Consider the following 15046-nt stretch of genomic DNA (forward strand, 5'->3'; position numbering starts at 1 on the left):
TCACATCTATCGTCGATAGACATCTTTTCGATCGCCAATACGCACGACGAGTATGCGGACAGCTTCATCCTCGATGTGCGCAATGATGCGATAGTCGCCCACGCGATATTTCCAGAACTGGCCAAGTTCGGAGCCTTTCAGCGCCTGCCCAATCGATCGCGGATCATCCAACGGCGCAACGCGATCACGCAAGAAGCGAAGAATGCGACGCGCGGCGTCTGGTCCAAGTTTTGAGAGTTCCTTCTCGGCCGTTCGCTCGAACTCAATCCTCCACGCCATGCCGCGCCATCAGATCAGCGAGAGGGATCGCGTCGTGATTTCCTCTGCGGTGATCTTTCAGCCGCTGCTCTGCAAGATAAAGATCTTCGAGATCGTCAAGGTGCTCGACGATCGCCTCGCGCGCGAAAGAACTCTTGCTGCGCCCCGTGCGTTTGGCGAGCGCCTCAAGCCGCGTCTCGACATCAGGCGGCAACTTCAGTGCGAGCATGCAATCGTCCTCTGCCGCCTATGTAGCAAAAGTGGCCGCGGCGCGAAATCCGCGACGCAGCGCTCCGAGACCAAAAGCTTATGCGTTCGACGCGCCAGCCCTTCTCTTCCGCATCAGGCTTTCCAGCTCGTCGTCGCCGCCTTCCGGCAGCACGATCGAAGTCGTGACATAGAGATCGCCGCGGCCGTCGGCCTTCGGCAGCCCCTTGCCGCGCAGGCGGAAATTGCGGCCGCTCGACGTCATCGGCGGAAGCGTCAGATCGACCGCGCCATCAAGCGTGTCGACGCGCACCGGCCCGCCGAGCACGGCGTCGATCAGGGGAATGCGCTGGATCAGCTTGAGGTCGGCGCCGTCGACGGTGAAGCGCGGATGGGCGCGCAGCCGCACGGTCAGCAGCAGATCGCCAGCCGGCCCGCCATTCGGAGAAGGCTGGCCCTGACCTTTCAGCCGGATCGTCTTGCCGTCGCCGACGCCCTTGGGGATGTTGACCTCGACCGTGCGGCCCGTCGGCAGCGACAGGCGCTGGGCGTCGCCCGCGACGAGGTCCTCAAGACCCAGCGTCAGCTCCGCCTCGATGTCCTGCCCCTTCATCGGCTGACGCGCCCGCCCGCCGGCCGTCTGGCCAAAGATGTCGGAGAAGATGTCGGCCGCCTCGCCCGCGCCGCCGCGCTGCTGGAACGGGTGGTCGCCGCCAAAGCCGAAATGGAAGCCCTCGAAGCCGCCTGCCCCGGCGCGGGCGCGGCCGCCGCCGGAAAAGCCGCCGCGCGGGTCAAAACCCTGGAAACGCGGCTTGCCCTCGGCGTCGATCTCGCCGCGATCGAACCGGGCGCGCTTCTCCTTGTCGCCGAGGATCTCATAGGCGGAGTTCAATTCTGCGAAACGCTCCTTCGCCTTGGGATCGTTCTGGTTGCGGTCGGGGTGATGCGCCTTGGCCAGCTTCCGGAAAGCCTTCTTCAGATCGGCTTCACTGGCGGATTTGGACACTCCGAGGACGGTGTAGGGATCGCGCATCAGACTCGCAAAACGGTTCGGCCGCGAAAGCGGCGCTCAATTCCTAAACGATGTGGTGTGGAAAGACCGCTGGCGCAACTCAAATGCGGCAGTCGGGAGCAGGCAATCGGCAGTCGGGGCGTTCGACTGCCCAATCCCGACGATCGACTGCCTCTGTCAGGCCGGCTTTTTCCACGGCTTGACGTCACGAACCAGCCATTCGCCGCCGCTCGGCTTGCAGGCCGAACCCTGCATCCAGTCCTGCCCGCCCGGCGTGACGTTGGTGGCGAGGAAGGCGCGGCAGACCTGATCGTCCTTCACGTAAGCGCCACCGACCGGCGAGATCGAGCCCTTCATCTTCGATTCCGGATTGTCCCAGCCGACGCTCGCGCCATTCCCCTGGGGATCGAGCGCGGTCGCCAGCGCCGCCTGGGCGCGGCGCCAGTCCTCGGCGGAATGCTCGGGCGAGAGGGGCGAGGGACTCTTGGGCGCAGGATTCTTGGCCGGGATCGAACCCGTCACCACATCATCATCGCTGGAGAACAGGGACATGGGCGAAAAGGAGATGCTGCAGCCGGACACCACCAGCCCTGCGGCGACAGCGACGGCGCTCCACAACACGCGCCTCTGGCTCCCGCCGCCGCTTCCTTTATACGCAGTCACGTCCGCCCTTACTCTTATCCGCCGTCCCGTACACAAATGGAAAACAAAGAAATCTTAAGAACTGGTGAGGCGCCCGCCGACGAGGATCTCGCCGGCGATCCCTTCGCCCGCTTCGCCCAATGGTTCGCCGAAGCCCAGGCTTCCGAGCCCAATGATCCCAACGGCATGACGCTCGCAACGTCAGGCGCCGACGGCATGCCCGACGCGCGCATGGTGCTGATGAAGGAGTGGGACAGCCAAGGCTTCGTCTTCTACACCAACGCCGAGAGCCAGAAGGGCGTCGAGCTCGCCGCCAACATGCAGGCGGCCGGCCTCTTCCACTGGAAGTCGCTGCGCCGGCAGGTGCGCTTCCGCGGCCCCGTGACCATCGTGCCCGAGGCGCAATCGGACGCCTATTTCGACTCGCGCCCGCGGGACTCCCGCATCGGCGCCTGGGCCAGTCAACAAAGCCGCCCGCTGGAGAGCAGATTCGCGCTGGAGAAGGCGGTGGCGCTCTACGCCGCGAAATTCGCCATCGGGCATGTGCCGCGGCCGCCGCACTGGCAAGGATATCGCATCGCTCCGCTCTACATGGAGTTCTGGCGCGACCGTCCGTTCCGGCTGCATGAGCGCGTGATCTTCCGGCGCGCGACGCTGGCCGATTCCTGGTCGGTCACGCGCTTCTACCCATAAGGCCTGCGATGTCGCTCCCACCTCATGTTCTGGCCGCCCTGCCGAAGACGGAGCCGGGCAAGCGCCCGGTGATGCTGCTCACGGGCGCCTCGCGCGGCATCGGGCACGCCACGGTGAAGCTGTTCGCCATGCAGGGCTGGCGGATTCTCTCCTGCTCGCGCCAGCCCTTCTCGGAGAAATGCCCGTGGCCTTCAGGCGCTGACGATCACGTGCAGATCGACCTCGCCGATCCCGAGGACACGATGCGCGGCATCGCCGAGATCAAGGAGCGGCTGAAGGCGGAAGGCGGCAAGCTCAATGCGCTCGTCAACAACGCCGCGATCTCGCCGAAGGGGCCGAACGGCAAGCGGCTCGGCGCCGCCACCACAACCTTCAATGACTGGCATAACGTCTTTCAGGTGAATTTCTTCGCGCCGATCATGCTGGCGCGGGGCCTGCTCGACGAACTCAAGGCGGCGAAGGGCGCGATCGTGAACGTGACCTCGATCGCCGGCTCGCGCGTGCATCCTTTCGCCGGCGCAGCCTATGGCGCGTCGAAAGCGGCGCTCGCCGCGCTGACGCGCGAGATGGCCTCGGACTTCGGCCCCATGGGCATCCGCGTCAACGCGATCTCGCCGGGAGAAATCGACACCTCGATCCTGTCGCCCGGCACCGAAAAGATCGTCGAGACGCTGCCGCTGCACCGCCTCGGCAAAACGGAAGAAGTCGCGCGCGCGATTCTGTTCCTGTGCACGGAGCAATCGAGCTACGTCACCGGCGCCGAGCTGCACATCAATGGCGGGCAGCATGTGTGAGCGATTTGCGTGAAGGAGGTCCACGCGATCGTTGAGCGCGTCATGGCCGGACTTGTTCCGGCCATCCATGTCTTTCTTTCAACCGAGCAAAAAGACGTGGATGCCCGCGACGAGCGCGGGCATGACGGCCTGATGCAGGCGATCTGAATGTCCGACTTTACCCGCGCCGACATCCTCGCTCTCGTCTGGTTCGCCTGCGCCTGGTTCGGCTATTACTTCCTCGTCGATCGCGCCTCGCATGGCGCGAACACGCTCAATGCGCGCATGAAGGATTATCGCCTGAAATGGATGCGCACGATGCTGACGCGCGACAACCGCATCGTCGACACGCAGATCAACATGCAGTTGCAGCAGGGCGCGGGCTTCTTCGCTTCGACCTCCTTCATCGCCATCGGCGCCTGCTTCACCTTGCTCGGTGCATCCGACAAGGCGATTGATGTTCTTTCCTCCACTTCATTCGTGACGCCGCCGAGCCGCGCCTTCTGGGAGATCAAGACGCTCGGGCTGACGTTGTTCTACGTCTACGCCTTCTTCAAATTCGGCTGGGCGTATCGCCTGTTCAACTATTGCGTCATCGTCATCGGCGCCGCGCCGAAATTCTCCGGGCAAATCACGGAAGAGATGGAGGACATCGCCCAGCGCGCGGCAAAGCTGAATGCAATCGCGGCGGGGCATTTCAACAAGGGCCAGCGCGCGCTGTTCTTCTCGCTCGCCTATCTCGGCTGGTTCGTCAGCCCCTGGGCTTTCATCATCGGGACTGGCGCCGTCCTGTTCGTGCTGCATCGCCGGCAGTTCTGGTCGGATTCGCTGAAAGCGGTGGAGTGAGCGGAGCGCCGCCTGCGGTCCACTGCTTGTGGACTCGCTCTCCCTCCAGATGTCATGGCCGGGCTTGACCCGGCCATCCAGTTGTCAGCGGCAGCATCAGAGCGGCGGTCTGGATCGCCGGCTCAAGGCCGGCGATGACGCTGGGGGGAGGAGGGCGCTTGATTGGTGGATGTTTCGATTGCCCTTGACATTTTCCGACTAAATTCCTATTATCGATCTTGCCTCTGTTCTTCTCAGGGCCGTCCGGGTCAGGACCGAACGGGAGCAGAGGGCGGACCTGCGGGTTCTGATCGCGACCTGGCTTTCAGGACTCCCGGGAGCTTCCGACAGCACGCCCGCCCGACAATACGATCGGGCCGCCCCATGAGGGCCTTAAGCGGTACGCCGCGGAGAGCGTGCGACTGGAGGTCAAAAAATCCGCGCCGGGAGCGCCGGAAGGCGAAATCCCACCACTCATTTTTGGCCGCGCCTATCGGCGCTCCCGGCCTCCCCTTGGAGACGAAGGTGAAGGGAAGATCAAAGCGGAAAGGAAATGGAGCCGCGCGCGAGCGTGAGAATTTCGCGCGCCTACTTTCCACCGTCATTCCGGGGCCGAGCGCAGCGAGGAGCCCGGAACCCAGACAATGGTTCCGTTTGCGCGATCTCTGGGTTCCGGGCTCGCTCCTGCGGAGCGCCCCGGAATGACGAGCTGAAATGAGACGCAGCAGCGACGATGCATTTCGCTTCGCTCTGGGATGACGGTCTCCGCTGCATCCATTCGCTCACCCCGCATCTATCCCCAACGCGCGCCGAACCGACCGAGGCGAGTTCGCGAGCGCGTCGAAATCCCGGAGGAATCCATGCGACCATTCGCGCCGATCGCCGCTGTTGCGACGCTGCTGCTCACAATTGCGCACGCGAGCCGCGCCGCAGCCGACGAAAATTACGAGAGCTGGCCGAAGCTCGTGAATCCATTCCCCTCGACCGGCGGCAACGGCGTGATGATCGATGGCTACAATCCTGTCGTCGCCAACGGCAAATGCACGACTGATTTCACCGCCAAGATTCCCGACGGAACGGTCTATCGCAACACCGTCGAATTCACGGCGACGTCAACGCAGGGCGGAATCCTCTGCGACAATGGCAAATGGCGTTCGCTCGAAAGCGACGCCGCGGGAACGACGCCGTTCCGCGTGTTTATCAAGGACGGAATCGTGCGCCGCCCGCCGGAATAAACTATCCTGCGATTCCTTCCACGGCGCGCACCAGCATCGCCAGATCCTGCTCGCGCGACAGGCGATGATCGCCATCCTTGATGAGCGTCAGCGTCGCGGCGTCGGCCGGCAGATGCTCCATCAAAGTCATCGCATGCGACCAGGGCACGTCAGGGTCCTGCATGCCCTGCAGGATATGCACGGGACAGCCCGGCTCGATCGGCTTGTCGAGAAGAAGGTGGCTGCGCCCCTCCTCGAACAGCCGCCGCGTGATGGGATAGGGCTCGGGCGAATATTGCGATGGCCTCATCCAGACGCCCTTCTCCTCGATGTCGCGCTTCGCCTCCGGCGGAAGCTGCGGCCACATCAAAGCTTCGGTGAAGTCGGCCGCGGGCGCGATCAGCACCATGCCGGATGCGGGCGCCTCGCGGCGCTTCATGTCGAGCGCGATCAGGAGCGCGATCCAGCCGCCCATGGAGGAACCGACAAGAACAGGCCGCTCGCCGGCGAAAGCGTCGATCGCGGCGAGCGCGTCCTCGCGCCACGCGCCGATCGTGCCGTCGGCGAAATCGCCGGAGGATTCGCCATGGCCGGAATAGTCGAAGCGCAGGAAGGCGCGGCCGCTGCGCTCCGCCCAGCTGTCGAGCGCATTGGCCTTGGTGGCGCGCATGTCGGACTTGAAGCCGCCGAGCCAGACGATGGTCGGGCCTGAACCCTCGCGACGGAGAACCGCGATGCGCCGGCGCTCCGCGCCGGCTTCGATGTGCAAAAGTTGCGGCTCCACGGCTTCGCCCCTAGAGAAGTCCCATATCAGCAAAGCGTCTAAGGGATTCCCGGAGTTGATGCGAACCCCCGCGAGCTCATTGGCCAGCCGCGCGCCGCGTCATCCGCTGGAAGGCGTCACGGTGCTGCAGATCATTCCGAATCTCGACGGCGGCGGATCGGAACAGTCGGTGCTCGAACATGTGGCGGCGCTGGCCGAAGTCGGCGCGCGGCCGCTGGTGGCGACGCGGGGCGGCCGCCTCATCGGCGAGATGCAGGCCAAGGGCGGCGTCTGGACGCCATTCCCCGCCCACACCAAGAATCCGATCCAGATGGCGCTCAATGTGCGAAGGCTGGCGCAGCTCGCGCGCAATGAAGGCGTCGACATCATCCACGCCCATTCGCGCGCGCCGGCCTGGTCGGCGCTTGGCGCCGCGCGACGGCTGCGCATTCCGCTGGTGACGAGCTATCACGGCTTCTACGACCGCTCCTCCTACGCCAAAGGCCGCTACAATTCGGTGATGGCGCGCGGCGACATCGTGCTCGCCAATTCGCAGTTCACCGCCGGGCTGATCCAACGCAACTGGCCAGAAGCCGTGCCGCGCGTGCGGATCGTGCCCTGCGGCGTCGATCTCGCGACGTTCGATGCGCGCGCCGTCAGCCCCGAACGGGTTGCGGCGCTGCGATCCCGCTGGGGGCTCGAGCCGCATCAGCGGGCCGTGCTCCTGCCGGCGCGCATGTCGCACTGGAAGGGCCATCGCGTGTTGATCGACGCCGCGCGCATCCTCAATGAGCAGGGGCTGCAGGACGTCGCCTTCATCATGGCCGGCCGCGGCGACGAGCATGAGCGCTATGTCAGGGAGCTCGACGGGCTGATCGCCGCCGCCGGTCTCGACCAGATCGTGCGCCGGGTCGGCCATTGCGACGACATGCCGGCGGGCTATCTCGCCGCCGCCGCCGTGACCGTGCCGTCGACCGAGCCCGAGACCTTCGGCCGGATCGCGGTCGAGGCGCAGGCAGTGGGAGCGCCCGTGATCGCCTCCGATCTTGGGGCCGCGCCGGAGACGATCCTCGCCCCGCCTGACGCCGCCGCCAATCTGCGCACGGGCTGGCGGACGGCGGTCGGCGACGCGCCGGCGCTGGCCGACGCGATCTCGCAGGCGCTGGCGCTGGGCGCCAGCGCCAGGTCGGCTCTGGCGGCCCGGGCCCGCTCGCATGTGTCGAACCGTTTCTCGCTGGCCCAGGCTGCGGCGGCCACGATCGCCGCCTATATCGATGCTTCCGGAGCTATTTCAGGGCGATCCGACGCTCCAACCGGTTGACACCGCGTGGATTCGCCCCGATTTCTAGCGTTGGCTGGGATCGTCCCCGGCCCGCAGCGCGTTGCGCCTGCGTCTCAGGAGATTATCGCCATTCGTCGTCCCCATCGCGCCCCGCCGACCCCGCAGAAAGAAGGCCCCCGCGCCAACCGTGACATTCGCGGCGTGCGCGACGTCCAGCTGATCGACGCTGACGGCCAGAACAAGGGCGTGATGCCCTTCTTCGACGCCCTCACCCTGGCCCAGGAGGCCGGCCTCGATCTCGTCGAGATCGCGCCGAACTCGCAGCCGCCGGTTTGCAAGATCCTCGATTACGGACGCTTCCGCTTTCTCGAACAGAAAAAGGCGGCCGAAGCGCGCAAGAAGCAGAAGATCATCGAGATCAAGGAGATCAAGCTGCGTCCCGGCATCGACACGCACGATTACGACGTGAAGATGCGGTCGATGAAGCAGTTCTTCGAGGAAGGCGACAAGGTGAAGGTCACGCTGCGCTTCCGCGGCCGCGAGATGGCTCACATCGAGCTCGGCGCGAAAGTGCTCGACCGCGTGAAGGCCGACATCGCCGAGATCGCCAAGGTCGAGAGCGAGCCTTCGATGGAAGGCCGCCAGATGACCATGATGCTGGCGCCGCGCTAAGCATCCGAACTCTTCCCAATCGCAGCTCCGCGCCGGGGTCGCACGGACGCGACGCCCGGCCGGGCGCGTGAAAGCCCGTTGCCTGCAGGCCGCTCCTGTGCCATAGGCGCGCCTTCGTTCGACCGGCCCGGCTCACAAGGGCTGCCGTGGCGGGTCGATATCTCAACCAGAACAGGCGCGACCAGGGCCTTGAGCCTCGGTCATCCATGCGCCGGGAGATGAGCAAATGCCCAAGATGAAGACCAAGTCCGGCGCCAAAAAGCGCTTCAAGGTGACCGGCACAGGCAAGGTGGTTTACGCCCAGTCGGGCAAGCGCCACGGCATGATCAAGCGCACCAAGAAGCAGATCCGTAATCTTCGCGGCACCAACGTCCTGTTCAAGACGGACGGCGACAACGTGAAGAAGTACTGGCTTCCCAATTCCTGAACGCCTGATTTGAAGGAGAGCGACCATGGCTCGCGTCAAACGTGGCGTCACCAGTCACGCCAAGCATAAGAAGACACTGAAGGCGGCGAAGGGCTTCTATGGCCGCCGCAAAAACACGATCCGCGCCGCCAAGGCGGCCGTCGATCGTTCGATGCAGTACGCCACGCGCGATCGCCGCGTGAAGAAGCGGACCTTCCGCGCCCTCTGGATCCAGCGCCTCAACGCAGCGGTCCGCGAGCACGGCCTGACCTATTCGCGCTTCATCGCAGCGCTCATCAAGGCGAACATCGTGCTCGACCGCAAGGCGCTCGCCGATATCGCCATGAACGAGCCGGCGGCGTTCGCCGCGATCGTCGAGAAGGCGAAGGCGGCCTGAAGGCTTCGATCCTTGAATTGATGGAAACGGCGGGGCTGGTCCCCGCCGTTTTCATTTGCGCTGACGCCGCGCGTAAATGCATCGCTCGCCGCCTCTCGCTTCCTTGCCTCGGTCGTCGCGCGCGCCATGATGCGGCGACCGATAAAAGAGGAGGACAGCATGAGCGAGAGCAAAGCCGCGAAGTCGCTCTGGACGCGCGCGGAAACAGGCGCGATCCCTGCGATGCACATCAAGCATCCCTGGAACGCGAAGTCGGAAGTGTTCGTGACTTCGCTCGCCATGGCCGCGGGACTTAGCCGCACTGCGCTCAGTCTCGGCCGCATTCCGCCGGGCAAGGAGAGCTTCGCCTATCACTCGCATGAGCGCTGCGAAGAGTTTCTCTATATCCTCTCGGGAAAAGGCCGCGCCGAGATCGACGGGCAATTCCACGATGTCGGCCCCGGAGACTTCATGGGGTTCACCGCTCCCGGCGTGGCGCATCAGCTCGCGAATATCGGCGACGAGGACCTGATCTATCTCATGGGCGGCGAGCGCTCGGATATCGATGTCGGCTATTTCCCGAAACTCGGCCGGCGCATCATCTTCTGCAAGAGCGGCATTTCGGCGATCGAGGATTCGACCATCACGCCGATGAGTTTTTCCGACTACATCGCGAAGGAATAAGCGCTCACGGCCTCACGCGCACGATCTCCCAGGCCTCCTCCGCCGTCTCGGCGAAGGAGAACAATTTGAGATTGTCGGCGGCGATGAAACCTTCTTCAAGCAGAACATCGAAATTGATCAGCTTCGACCAGTAGGCGCGATCGAACAGCACGACGGGACAGGGCGGCGGCATCTTGCCGGTCTGGCGCAGCGTGAGAATCTCGAACAGCTCGTCGAACGTGCCGAAGCCGCCGGGAAACACCACGAGCCCGATAGCGCGCATCGCGAGATGCATCTTGCGCATCGCGAAATAGTGGAAGTTGAAAGTGAGCTCCGGCGTCGAATAGGCGTTCGGCTCCTGCTCATGCGGCAGCGTGATGTTGAGGCCGATGGTCGGCGCGCCTGCATCGCGCGCGCCGCGATTGGCGGCCTCCATGATTCCCGGCCCGCCGCCGGTCGCGATGACATGGTCGCGAACGCCGCCATTCGAGATCAGCGCGCCGCCCTGCTCCGACGCGATACGGCCGAAGCGACGCGCTTCGGCGTACCAGCGCCGATGTTTCTCCGGCCCATCCTCGCGAATGCGGGCGGAGCCGAAGACAACGATGGTCGAGCGCACGCCGGCAGCGCGCAGCGCGTCCTCCGCCTTCTGATATTCGAGCATGAAGCGCGCGCCGCGCGTGGAGTCGCCAAGCAGGAAATCCTGATCCATCGCGGCGAGGCGGAAAGATGGCGACGCCTTCTGGGCGCTGTTATCGGGTTTGTCGGTCACGGAATTCGCCTTGCAACTTAGGGCTCGCTATCGCTTCGCGGCGCCTTTCGCCAGCCCTGTCAGGCCGAAGAAGGTTTCGCCATCAACCCCAGCCCCGCGGCGACGAGAAGAGCCGCGGCGGCGGCGAGCGACGGACTGACGAAATCGCCGGTCAGATCATGCATCCAGCCGGCGAAGCTCGGCCCGATGATCTGACCCGCGCCGAAAGCTGCGGTCATCAACGCGAAGGCGCGGCGCGGATCGGACGTCGTCAGCGTGCGCGCGCCCTGGAGGCCGAGCGCGGTGATGCCCATGATCGTGCCGCCAAGGCAGATCGCGGCGAGCACAACGCCCGCGATGTTGAGCCAGAGCACGCTCGCGGCGACGCCAAGCGCTTCGACCAGGCAGGCGGTCGCATAGGCCGTGAACACGCCTGTTCTGCGCGCGAGAGCCGACCAGAAGGCGATCGAGGGCGCGCCGGCGAGACCGACGAGAAGCCAGACGTATGGCTCCAGCGGGCGCGTCGCTTCGCTCATGCGCACCAAGGCGACGATGAAGGTCGCCGTGATGACATATCCGAAGCCGAACAGACCGTAGCTCATGGCCATCAGGATGAAGCCGCGCGAAGAGCCATTGGCGGTCGCGGCAGCCTGCGTCGATTTTGGCTCGCCGCCTCCTGGAATGAGCAAAGCCGAACCGCCCAGCGCAGCAAAAGACAGGATGCCGGCGGCGAACCATGCCGTCCGCCAGTCCGATCCGACGCCGGAAAGCGCGAGCATCAGCAGAGAAGAAACAGCGATGCCGACGCCGACGCCGGCGAAATTCATCGCAGCGAGATCGGTCCGGCCGACCGCCGCAAGACGATCGAGCACCAGCGCCGACACCATCACGAGGACAAAGGCGCTCGCGACGCCGCCGACAAAGCGGATCACACAAAAGGCGACCACCGAGCCCGCCGCGCCCATCAGCGCCGTCGTCGCCGCGCTGGCCGCGAGCGATCCCAGCAGCCAGCCCCGACGCGACCCGGGAATGGACGGCGCCGCGGCCAGAAGCGCTCCGACGAGATAGCCAGCGAAATTGGCTGATGCGATCAATCCCGCCTGGCCCTGCGTCAGGTTCAAGCCCTCGACCATGAGCGGCAGGATCGGCGTGTAGACGAAGCGGCCGATACCGAGCGCCGCGGCCATGGCGATCAGGCCGCCGGCCGCGAGCGTCAGCGGACTTGATGTCGCGGGAGGCGAAGTTGGGATCGTGGTCACGCGCAGGAGTTAGTCAGCCGCAGCAAGCGCAGCCAATGCGCCCCGCGTCGACAGGGCTGAGCGCAGCGCAACGCTTGGCGCCCCCCGCCTACTTCACATGCGCGCGGATGATCTCCGCCATCCGCTTCGCATCCGTCCCATGCGGGATAAGCGTGACGAAGCCGCCGTCGGGACCCATGAGATAGGTGAGCGAGCCGTGATCGATCATGTGATCATGACCGGTCTGCGTTTTCTGCGTCGCCGTCGTCGGGATCAGCATGCGATGGACGCGATAGGCCTTGGTTACGCTGGCGATCTCGTCGCGCGTTCCGGTCAGGCCGAGAATGCTCGGATGGAAGGCGGTCACATAGCCCTTGAGAATCTCCGGCTTGTCGTTGTCGGGATCGACCGTGATGAAGAGCGGCTGCACCTTGTCGATGAGCGGACCGATCGCATCGAGCGCCGTCGCCATCACAGGCATATCGACCGGGCAGAGATCGACGCATTGCGTGAAGCCGAAATAGATCAGCAGCCAGCGCCCGCGAAAATCCTGATCGGTGACGCGGCGTCCGTTGTGATCGGTGAGAGAAAAAGGGCCCCCGAATCTGTTCGCAAGGGGATCGGCGCGTGCGACAGCGCCCGTCAACGAAAGCGGCAGCGCGCCAGCGAGAAACGCGCGGCGCGTTGCGCGCGCCTGCGAACGATCGACGTGCTGCGTCACTGCTTCTTCGGCTCCAGGCCCTTGATCCCATAGACGCCATCGGCGTCGATGATCGTCTTGACCGCGGGATCGACGCGATACCACTCATCCGCCTTGCCGTTCTTCGCGCTCCATTGCTCCTGAAAGGCGATCGTCGGTTTCCACGGCTCGCTTGCGCCAGCGCGGATCGACTGCACGAGATAGACGCGCATGCGCGGATTCTCGATCAACAGGCCGTCGAGCTCCACGCTCTTGCCGCACCAGGGCAAGAGGTCGGCCGTCGAGCCCGCGAAATCGGTCACGCTCTTGATGGTCGCATAGAGCTTGCCGTCATCGGCGCGCAGACCGAGCTGGCGCTTGCCGCCGCCGCATCCGGGCGCGCATTTGCCGGTCAACCCGCAGACGAGATCGACCACAGTTCCCTTCAGCGCCAGCGACTGTTCATTGTCGAGGCCCTGAAGATCGCCGGCGCGCGCCGGCGCGCCCAGCGCCAGCACGGCCGCGGCGAGCGCGCCAGTCGCGCTATTTGCCAAAAGGCTGGATGCCGTTCGCTTCATGGGTTTGATTGATCACGCCCTTGTCGTCGGCGACCTGGGTCACCAGAAGATATTTGACGCCGTCCCGCTCGATCAGTTCGCCATCGACCGTCACCTCATGGCTCATGATCCGGGCGAGGCGCGGAGACCCGACGAGGTCCTCGTCCTCCTCGATGCGCAGGATCATGTAGACGGCGCCCGCCTTGTCCCGGATCGAGACCGGGATGCCGCCGACGGCGCACCAGACCGCGCACTGGTGATGGGCGGTGCCGAGCGAGAACATGATGCCGGAGACGTTGCACCAGGTGTCGACCAGCTCGCCGGCCACCTGCACCCGGCGCGTCTGCGCCAACGCCTCAGGACCTGACGCAGCCAGCCCGCCGACCAGGGCCGCAAAGCCCGCCAGCGCCCCCTTCCAGCTCCGGGAAAAGCAGTTCAGGGGCTTCCTCCACGCCTAGCTTGCACGCGCGATTGTCACTAGAAGACGCCCCGCCATGCATGACAACGCCGCCCCCGATAACGATCTCGCGACCCTCGAAAGGGACCTTCTGGCCCGCATGGAGGCGGCCGCAGACGAGGCTTCGCTCGAAGCCGTGCGGGTCGCCGCCCTCGGCAAGCAGGGCTCGATCTCGGGCCTTCTGAAGACGCTCGGCACCATGACGCCGGACGAGCGCAAGACCAAGGGGCCGCTGATCAACGGCCTCCGGGACCGGGTTCAGACGGCTCTCGCCGCGCGCAAGTCGACGCTCGCCGACGCCGCGCTCGATGCGCGCCTCAAGAGCGAGACGGTCGACGTCACGCTGCCGACGCGATCCAGTCCGGAAACGCGCGGCCGCATCCATCCGATCACGCAAGTCATCGACGAGCTGACCGCCATCTTCGCCGACATGGGCTTCTCCGTGGCGGAAGGCCCTGATATCGAGACCGACGATCTCAACTTCACCAAGCTGAACTTCCCCGTCGGCCATCCCGCGCGCGAGATGCACGACACCTTCTTCTTCAATCCGAAGGAGAATGGCGAACGCATGCTGCTGCGCACACACACCTCGCCGGTGCAGGTGCGCACCATGCTGGCGCAGAAGCCGCCGATCCGCGTGATCTGCCCCGGTCGCACCTATCGCCATGACAGCGATCAGACGCACACGCCGATGTTCCATCAGGTCGAAGGTCTCGTCATCGACCGGCAGGCGAATCTCGGCCATCTCAAATGGATCCTCGAAGAGTTCTGCAAGGCGTTCTTCGAAGTGCCTGATGTGAAGATGCGCTTCCGCCCAAGCTTCTTCCCCTTCACCGAGCCTTCGATGGAGGTCGACATCCAGTGCTCGCGCAAAGGCGGCGAAATCCGCTTCGGCGAAGGCGAGGATTGGCTGGAGATTCTTGGCTGCGGCATGGTGCATCCGAACGTGCTGAAGAATTGCGGGCTCGATCCCAACGAGTTCCAGGGCTTCGCCTGGGGCATGGGCATCGATCGCATCGCAATGCTGAAATACGGCATGGATGATCTCCGGCAGTTCTTCGAAGCCGACGTGCGCTGGCTGCAGCATTACGGCTTCCGGCCACTGGACCTGCCGACTCTGGCTGGCGGCCTGTCGAGCTGAGGGAGATTTCCGATGGGGCGAGTCATTCTCTGCGCAATCGCCGGCCTCGCGTTCGTGGCGGCCTTGGCCGGTCGCGCCGCCGATGCGCAGATGATCCCGCGCCGCATCGATGTGCCCGTGATGCTCGGCGGCAATCCTGACTTCGACGCGTGTCCGAGCCTCGGCCAGATCGTCGGGCTTGATCCCAACGGCGACGGATTTCTCTCGGTGCGCTCGGGCCCCGGCGGCCAACCCTATCGCGAGATCGACCGGCTCTTTAACGGCAACAAGGTCGCGGTCTGCGGCAATCGCGGGCTGTGGTATCAGATCGTCTATCCCGCCGGCGGCGCCGACTGCGGCGTCGGCACGCCCTGGCCCGTGCGTCAGGCTTACACCGGCCCCTGCAATTATGGCTGGGTGCATTCGCGCTATGTGCGGATCATCGCGGGCTGATCGCA

General features: G+C 65.0%; 21 protein-coding genes. 11 read left to right on the plus strand and 10 right to left on the minus strand.

Annotated elements, in window-relative coordinates:
• Positions 1 to 6: 6 nt before the first annotated feature.
• The 4 genes from L8F45_RS20570 to L8F45_RS20585 form a co-directional block, all read right to left on the minus strand.
• Entirely contained in the window at positions 7 to 279 is a 273-nt protein-coding gene (locus tag L8F45_RS20570; RefSeq protein ID WP_342359719.1) for a type II toxin-antitoxin system RelE family toxin, read from the minus strand.
• Positions 263 to 487, minus strand: coding sequence for a type II toxin-antitoxin system RelB family antitoxin (gene relB, locus L8F45_RS20575; protein WP_342359720.1), 225 nt, complete (start codon positions 485 to 487; stop codon positions 263 to 265). Before relB ends, L8F45_RS20570 begins: the two co-directional genes overlap by 17 nt.
• 78 nt (positions 488 to 565) lie before the next feature.
• Complete coding sequence (locus L8F45_RS20580; RefSeq protein ID WP_342359721.1) at positions 566 to 1498, minus strand: DnaJ C-terminal domain-containing protein; 933 nt, start codon at positions 1496 to 1498, stop codon at positions 566 to 568.
• Between the two features lie 156 nt (positions 1499 to 1654).
• Positions 1655 to 2098 (minus strand): RT0821/Lpp0805 family surface protein, encoded by a 444-nt coding sequence (locus L8F45_RS20585; RefSeq protein WP_342359722.1) that lies wholly within the window; start codon positions 2096 to 2098, stop codon positions 1655 to 1657.
• Between the two features lie 78 nt (positions 2099 to 2176).
• On the opposite strand from L8F45_RS20585, the gene pdxH reads away from it, so the two are divergent.
• The 4 genes from pdxH to L8F45_RS20605 all read left to right on the plus strand — a co-directional run bounded on the left by pdxH (position 2177) and on the right by L8F45_RS20605 (position 5645).
• Positions 2177 to 2812, plus strand: coding sequence for a pyridoxamine 5'-phosphate oxidase (gene pdxH, locus L8F45_RS20590; RefSeq protein WP_342359723.1), 636 nt, complete (start codon positions 2177 to 2179; stop codon positions 2810 to 2812).
• Between the two features lie 71 nt (positions 2813 to 2883).
• Positions 2884 to 3606, plus strand: a complete 723-nt coding sequence (locus tag L8F45_RS20595; protein ID WP_342363515.1) for an SDR family oxidoreductase — start codon at positions 2884 to 2886, stop codon at positions 3604 to 3606.
• A 147-nt stretch (positions 3607 to 3753) separates the two neighbouring features.
• A complete protein-coding gene (locus L8F45_RS20600) occupies positions 3754 to 4431 on the plus strand; it encodes a DUF599 domain-containing protein (protein WP_342359724.1) in 678 nt (225 codons plus the stop codon).
• 839 nt (positions 4432 to 5270) lie between these two features.
• Positions 5271 to 5645, plus strand: coding sequence for a hypothetical protein (locus L8F45_RS20605; protein ID WP_342359725.1), 375 nt, complete (start codon positions 5271 to 5273; stop codon positions 5643 to 5645).
• Position 5646: 1 nt separating this feature from the next.
• Here the strand turns inward: L8F45_RS20605 and L8F45_RS20610 are convergent, their stop codons facing one another.
• Entirely contained in the window at positions 5647 to 6408 is a 762-nt protein-coding gene (locus L8F45_RS20610; protein ID WP_342359726.1) for an alpha/beta hydrolase, read from the minus strand.
• 58 nt (positions 6409 to 6466) lie between these two features.
• Here L8F45_RS20610 and L8F45_RS20615 point away from each other — a divergent pair, with 58 nt between their 5' ends.
• The 5 genes from L8F45_RS20615 to L8F45_RS20635 all read left to right on the plus strand — a co-directional run bounded on the left by L8F45_RS20615 (position 6467) and on the right by L8F45_RS20635 (position 9807).
• The gene (locus L8F45_RS20615) at positions 6467 to 7708 is read left to right on the plus strand and encodes a glycosyltransferase family 4 protein (RefSeq protein WP_342359727.1); all 1242 of its coding nucleotides are present in this window, start codon (positions 6467 to 6469) and stop codon (positions 7706 to 7708) included.
• Between the two features lie 90 nt (positions 7709 to 7798).
• On the plus strand, positions 7799 to 8341 hold the full coding sequence (infC, locus tag L8F45_RS20620) for a translation initiation factor IF-3 (RefSeq protein WP_342363516.1): 543 nt from the start codon (positions 7799 to 7801) through the stop codon (positions 8339 to 8341).
• A gap of 226 nt (positions 8342 to 8567) precedes the next feature.
• Positions 8568 to 8768, plus strand: coding sequence for a 50S ribosomal protein L35 (gene rpmI, locus L8F45_RS20625; RefSeq protein WP_342359728.1), 201 nt, complete (start codon positions 8568 to 8570; stop codon positions 8766 to 8768).
• A gap of 25 nt (positions 8769 to 8793) precedes the next feature.
• On the plus strand, positions 8794 to 9144 hold the full coding sequence (gene rplT / locus L8F45_RS20630) for a 50S ribosomal protein L20 (protein ID WP_342359729.1): 351 nt from the start codon (positions 8794 to 8796) through the stop codon (positions 9142 to 9144).
• 159 nt (positions 9145 to 9303) lie between these two features.
• Entirely contained in the window at positions 9304 to 9807 is a 504-nt protein-coding gene (locus L8F45_RS20635) for a cupin domain-containing protein (protein ID WP_342359730.1), read from the plus strand.
• 4 nt (positions 9808 to 9811) lie between these two features.
• On the opposite strand, the gene L8F45_RS20640 is transcribed toward L8F45_RS20635, so the two are convergent.
• From L8F45_RS20640 to L8F45_RS20660, 5 genes are all read right to left on the minus strand, one after another.
• Positions 9812 to 10498 (minus strand): LOG family protein, encoded by a 687-nt coding sequence (locus tag L8F45_RS20640; RefSeq protein ID WP_342363517.1) that lies wholly within the window; start codon positions 10496 to 10498, stop codon positions 9812 to 9814.
• 119 nt (positions 10499 to 10617) lie between these two features.
• Positions 10618 to 11796, minus strand: coding sequence for a YbfB/YjiJ family MFS transporter (locus L8F45_RS20645; RefSeq protein WP_342359731.1), 1179 nt, complete (start codon positions 11794 to 11796; stop codon positions 10618 to 10620).
• 88 nt (positions 11797 to 11884) lie between these two features.
• Positions 11885 to 12496 carry an SCO family protein gene (locus L8F45_RS20650; protein WP_342359732.1) on the minus strand — a complete coding sequence of 204 codons (612 nt, stop codon included), beginning with the start codon at positions 12494 to 12496 and terminating at the stop codon, positions 11885 to 11887.
• The gene (locus L8F45_RS20655) at positions 12493 to 13008 is read right to left on the minus strand and encodes a hypothetical protein (protein WP_342359733.1); all 516 of its coding nucleotides are present in this window, start codon (positions 13006 to 13008) and stop codon (positions 12493 to 12495) included. The genes L8F45_RS20650 and L8F45_RS20655 overlap by 4 nt, the downstream gene beginning before the upstream one ends.
• Positions 12998 to 13363 (minus strand): hypothetical protein, encoded by a 366-nt coding sequence (locus tag L8F45_RS20660; RefSeq protein WP_342359734.1) that lies wholly within the window; start codon positions 13361 to 13363, stop codon positions 12998 to 13000. The genes L8F45_RS20655 and L8F45_RS20660 overlap by 11 nt, the downstream gene beginning before the upstream one ends.
• Before the next feature lie 142 nt (positions 13364 to 13505).
• Here L8F45_RS20660 and pheS point away from each other — a divergent pair, with 142 nt between their 5' ends.
• Both pheS and L8F45_RS20670 read left to right on the plus strand, forming a co-directional pair.
• Positions 13506 to 14609: a phenylalanine--tRNA ligase subunit alpha gene (gene pheS / locus L8F45_RS20665; RefSeq protein WP_342359735.1), complete on the plus strand. Its 1104-nt coding sequence runs from the start codon at positions 13506 to 13508 to the stop codon at positions 14607 to 14609.
• Positions 14610 to 14621: 12 nt separating this feature from the next.
• Positions 14622 to 15041 carry an SH3 domain-containing protein gene (locus tag L8F45_RS20670; protein ID WP_342359736.1) on the plus strand — a complete coding sequence of 140 codons (420 nt, stop codon included), beginning with the start codon at positions 14622 to 14624 and terminating at the stop codon, positions 15039 to 15041.
• Positions 15042 to 15046 lie beyond the last annotated feature (5 nt).

Origin of the sequence: Terrirubrum flagellatum (assembly GCF_022059845.1) — a bacterium.
In the GTDB taxonomy this organism is placed as follows: domain Bacteria; phylum Pseudomonadota; class Alphaproteobacteria; order Rhizobiales; family Beijerinckiaceae; genus Terrirubrum; species Terrirubrum flagellatum.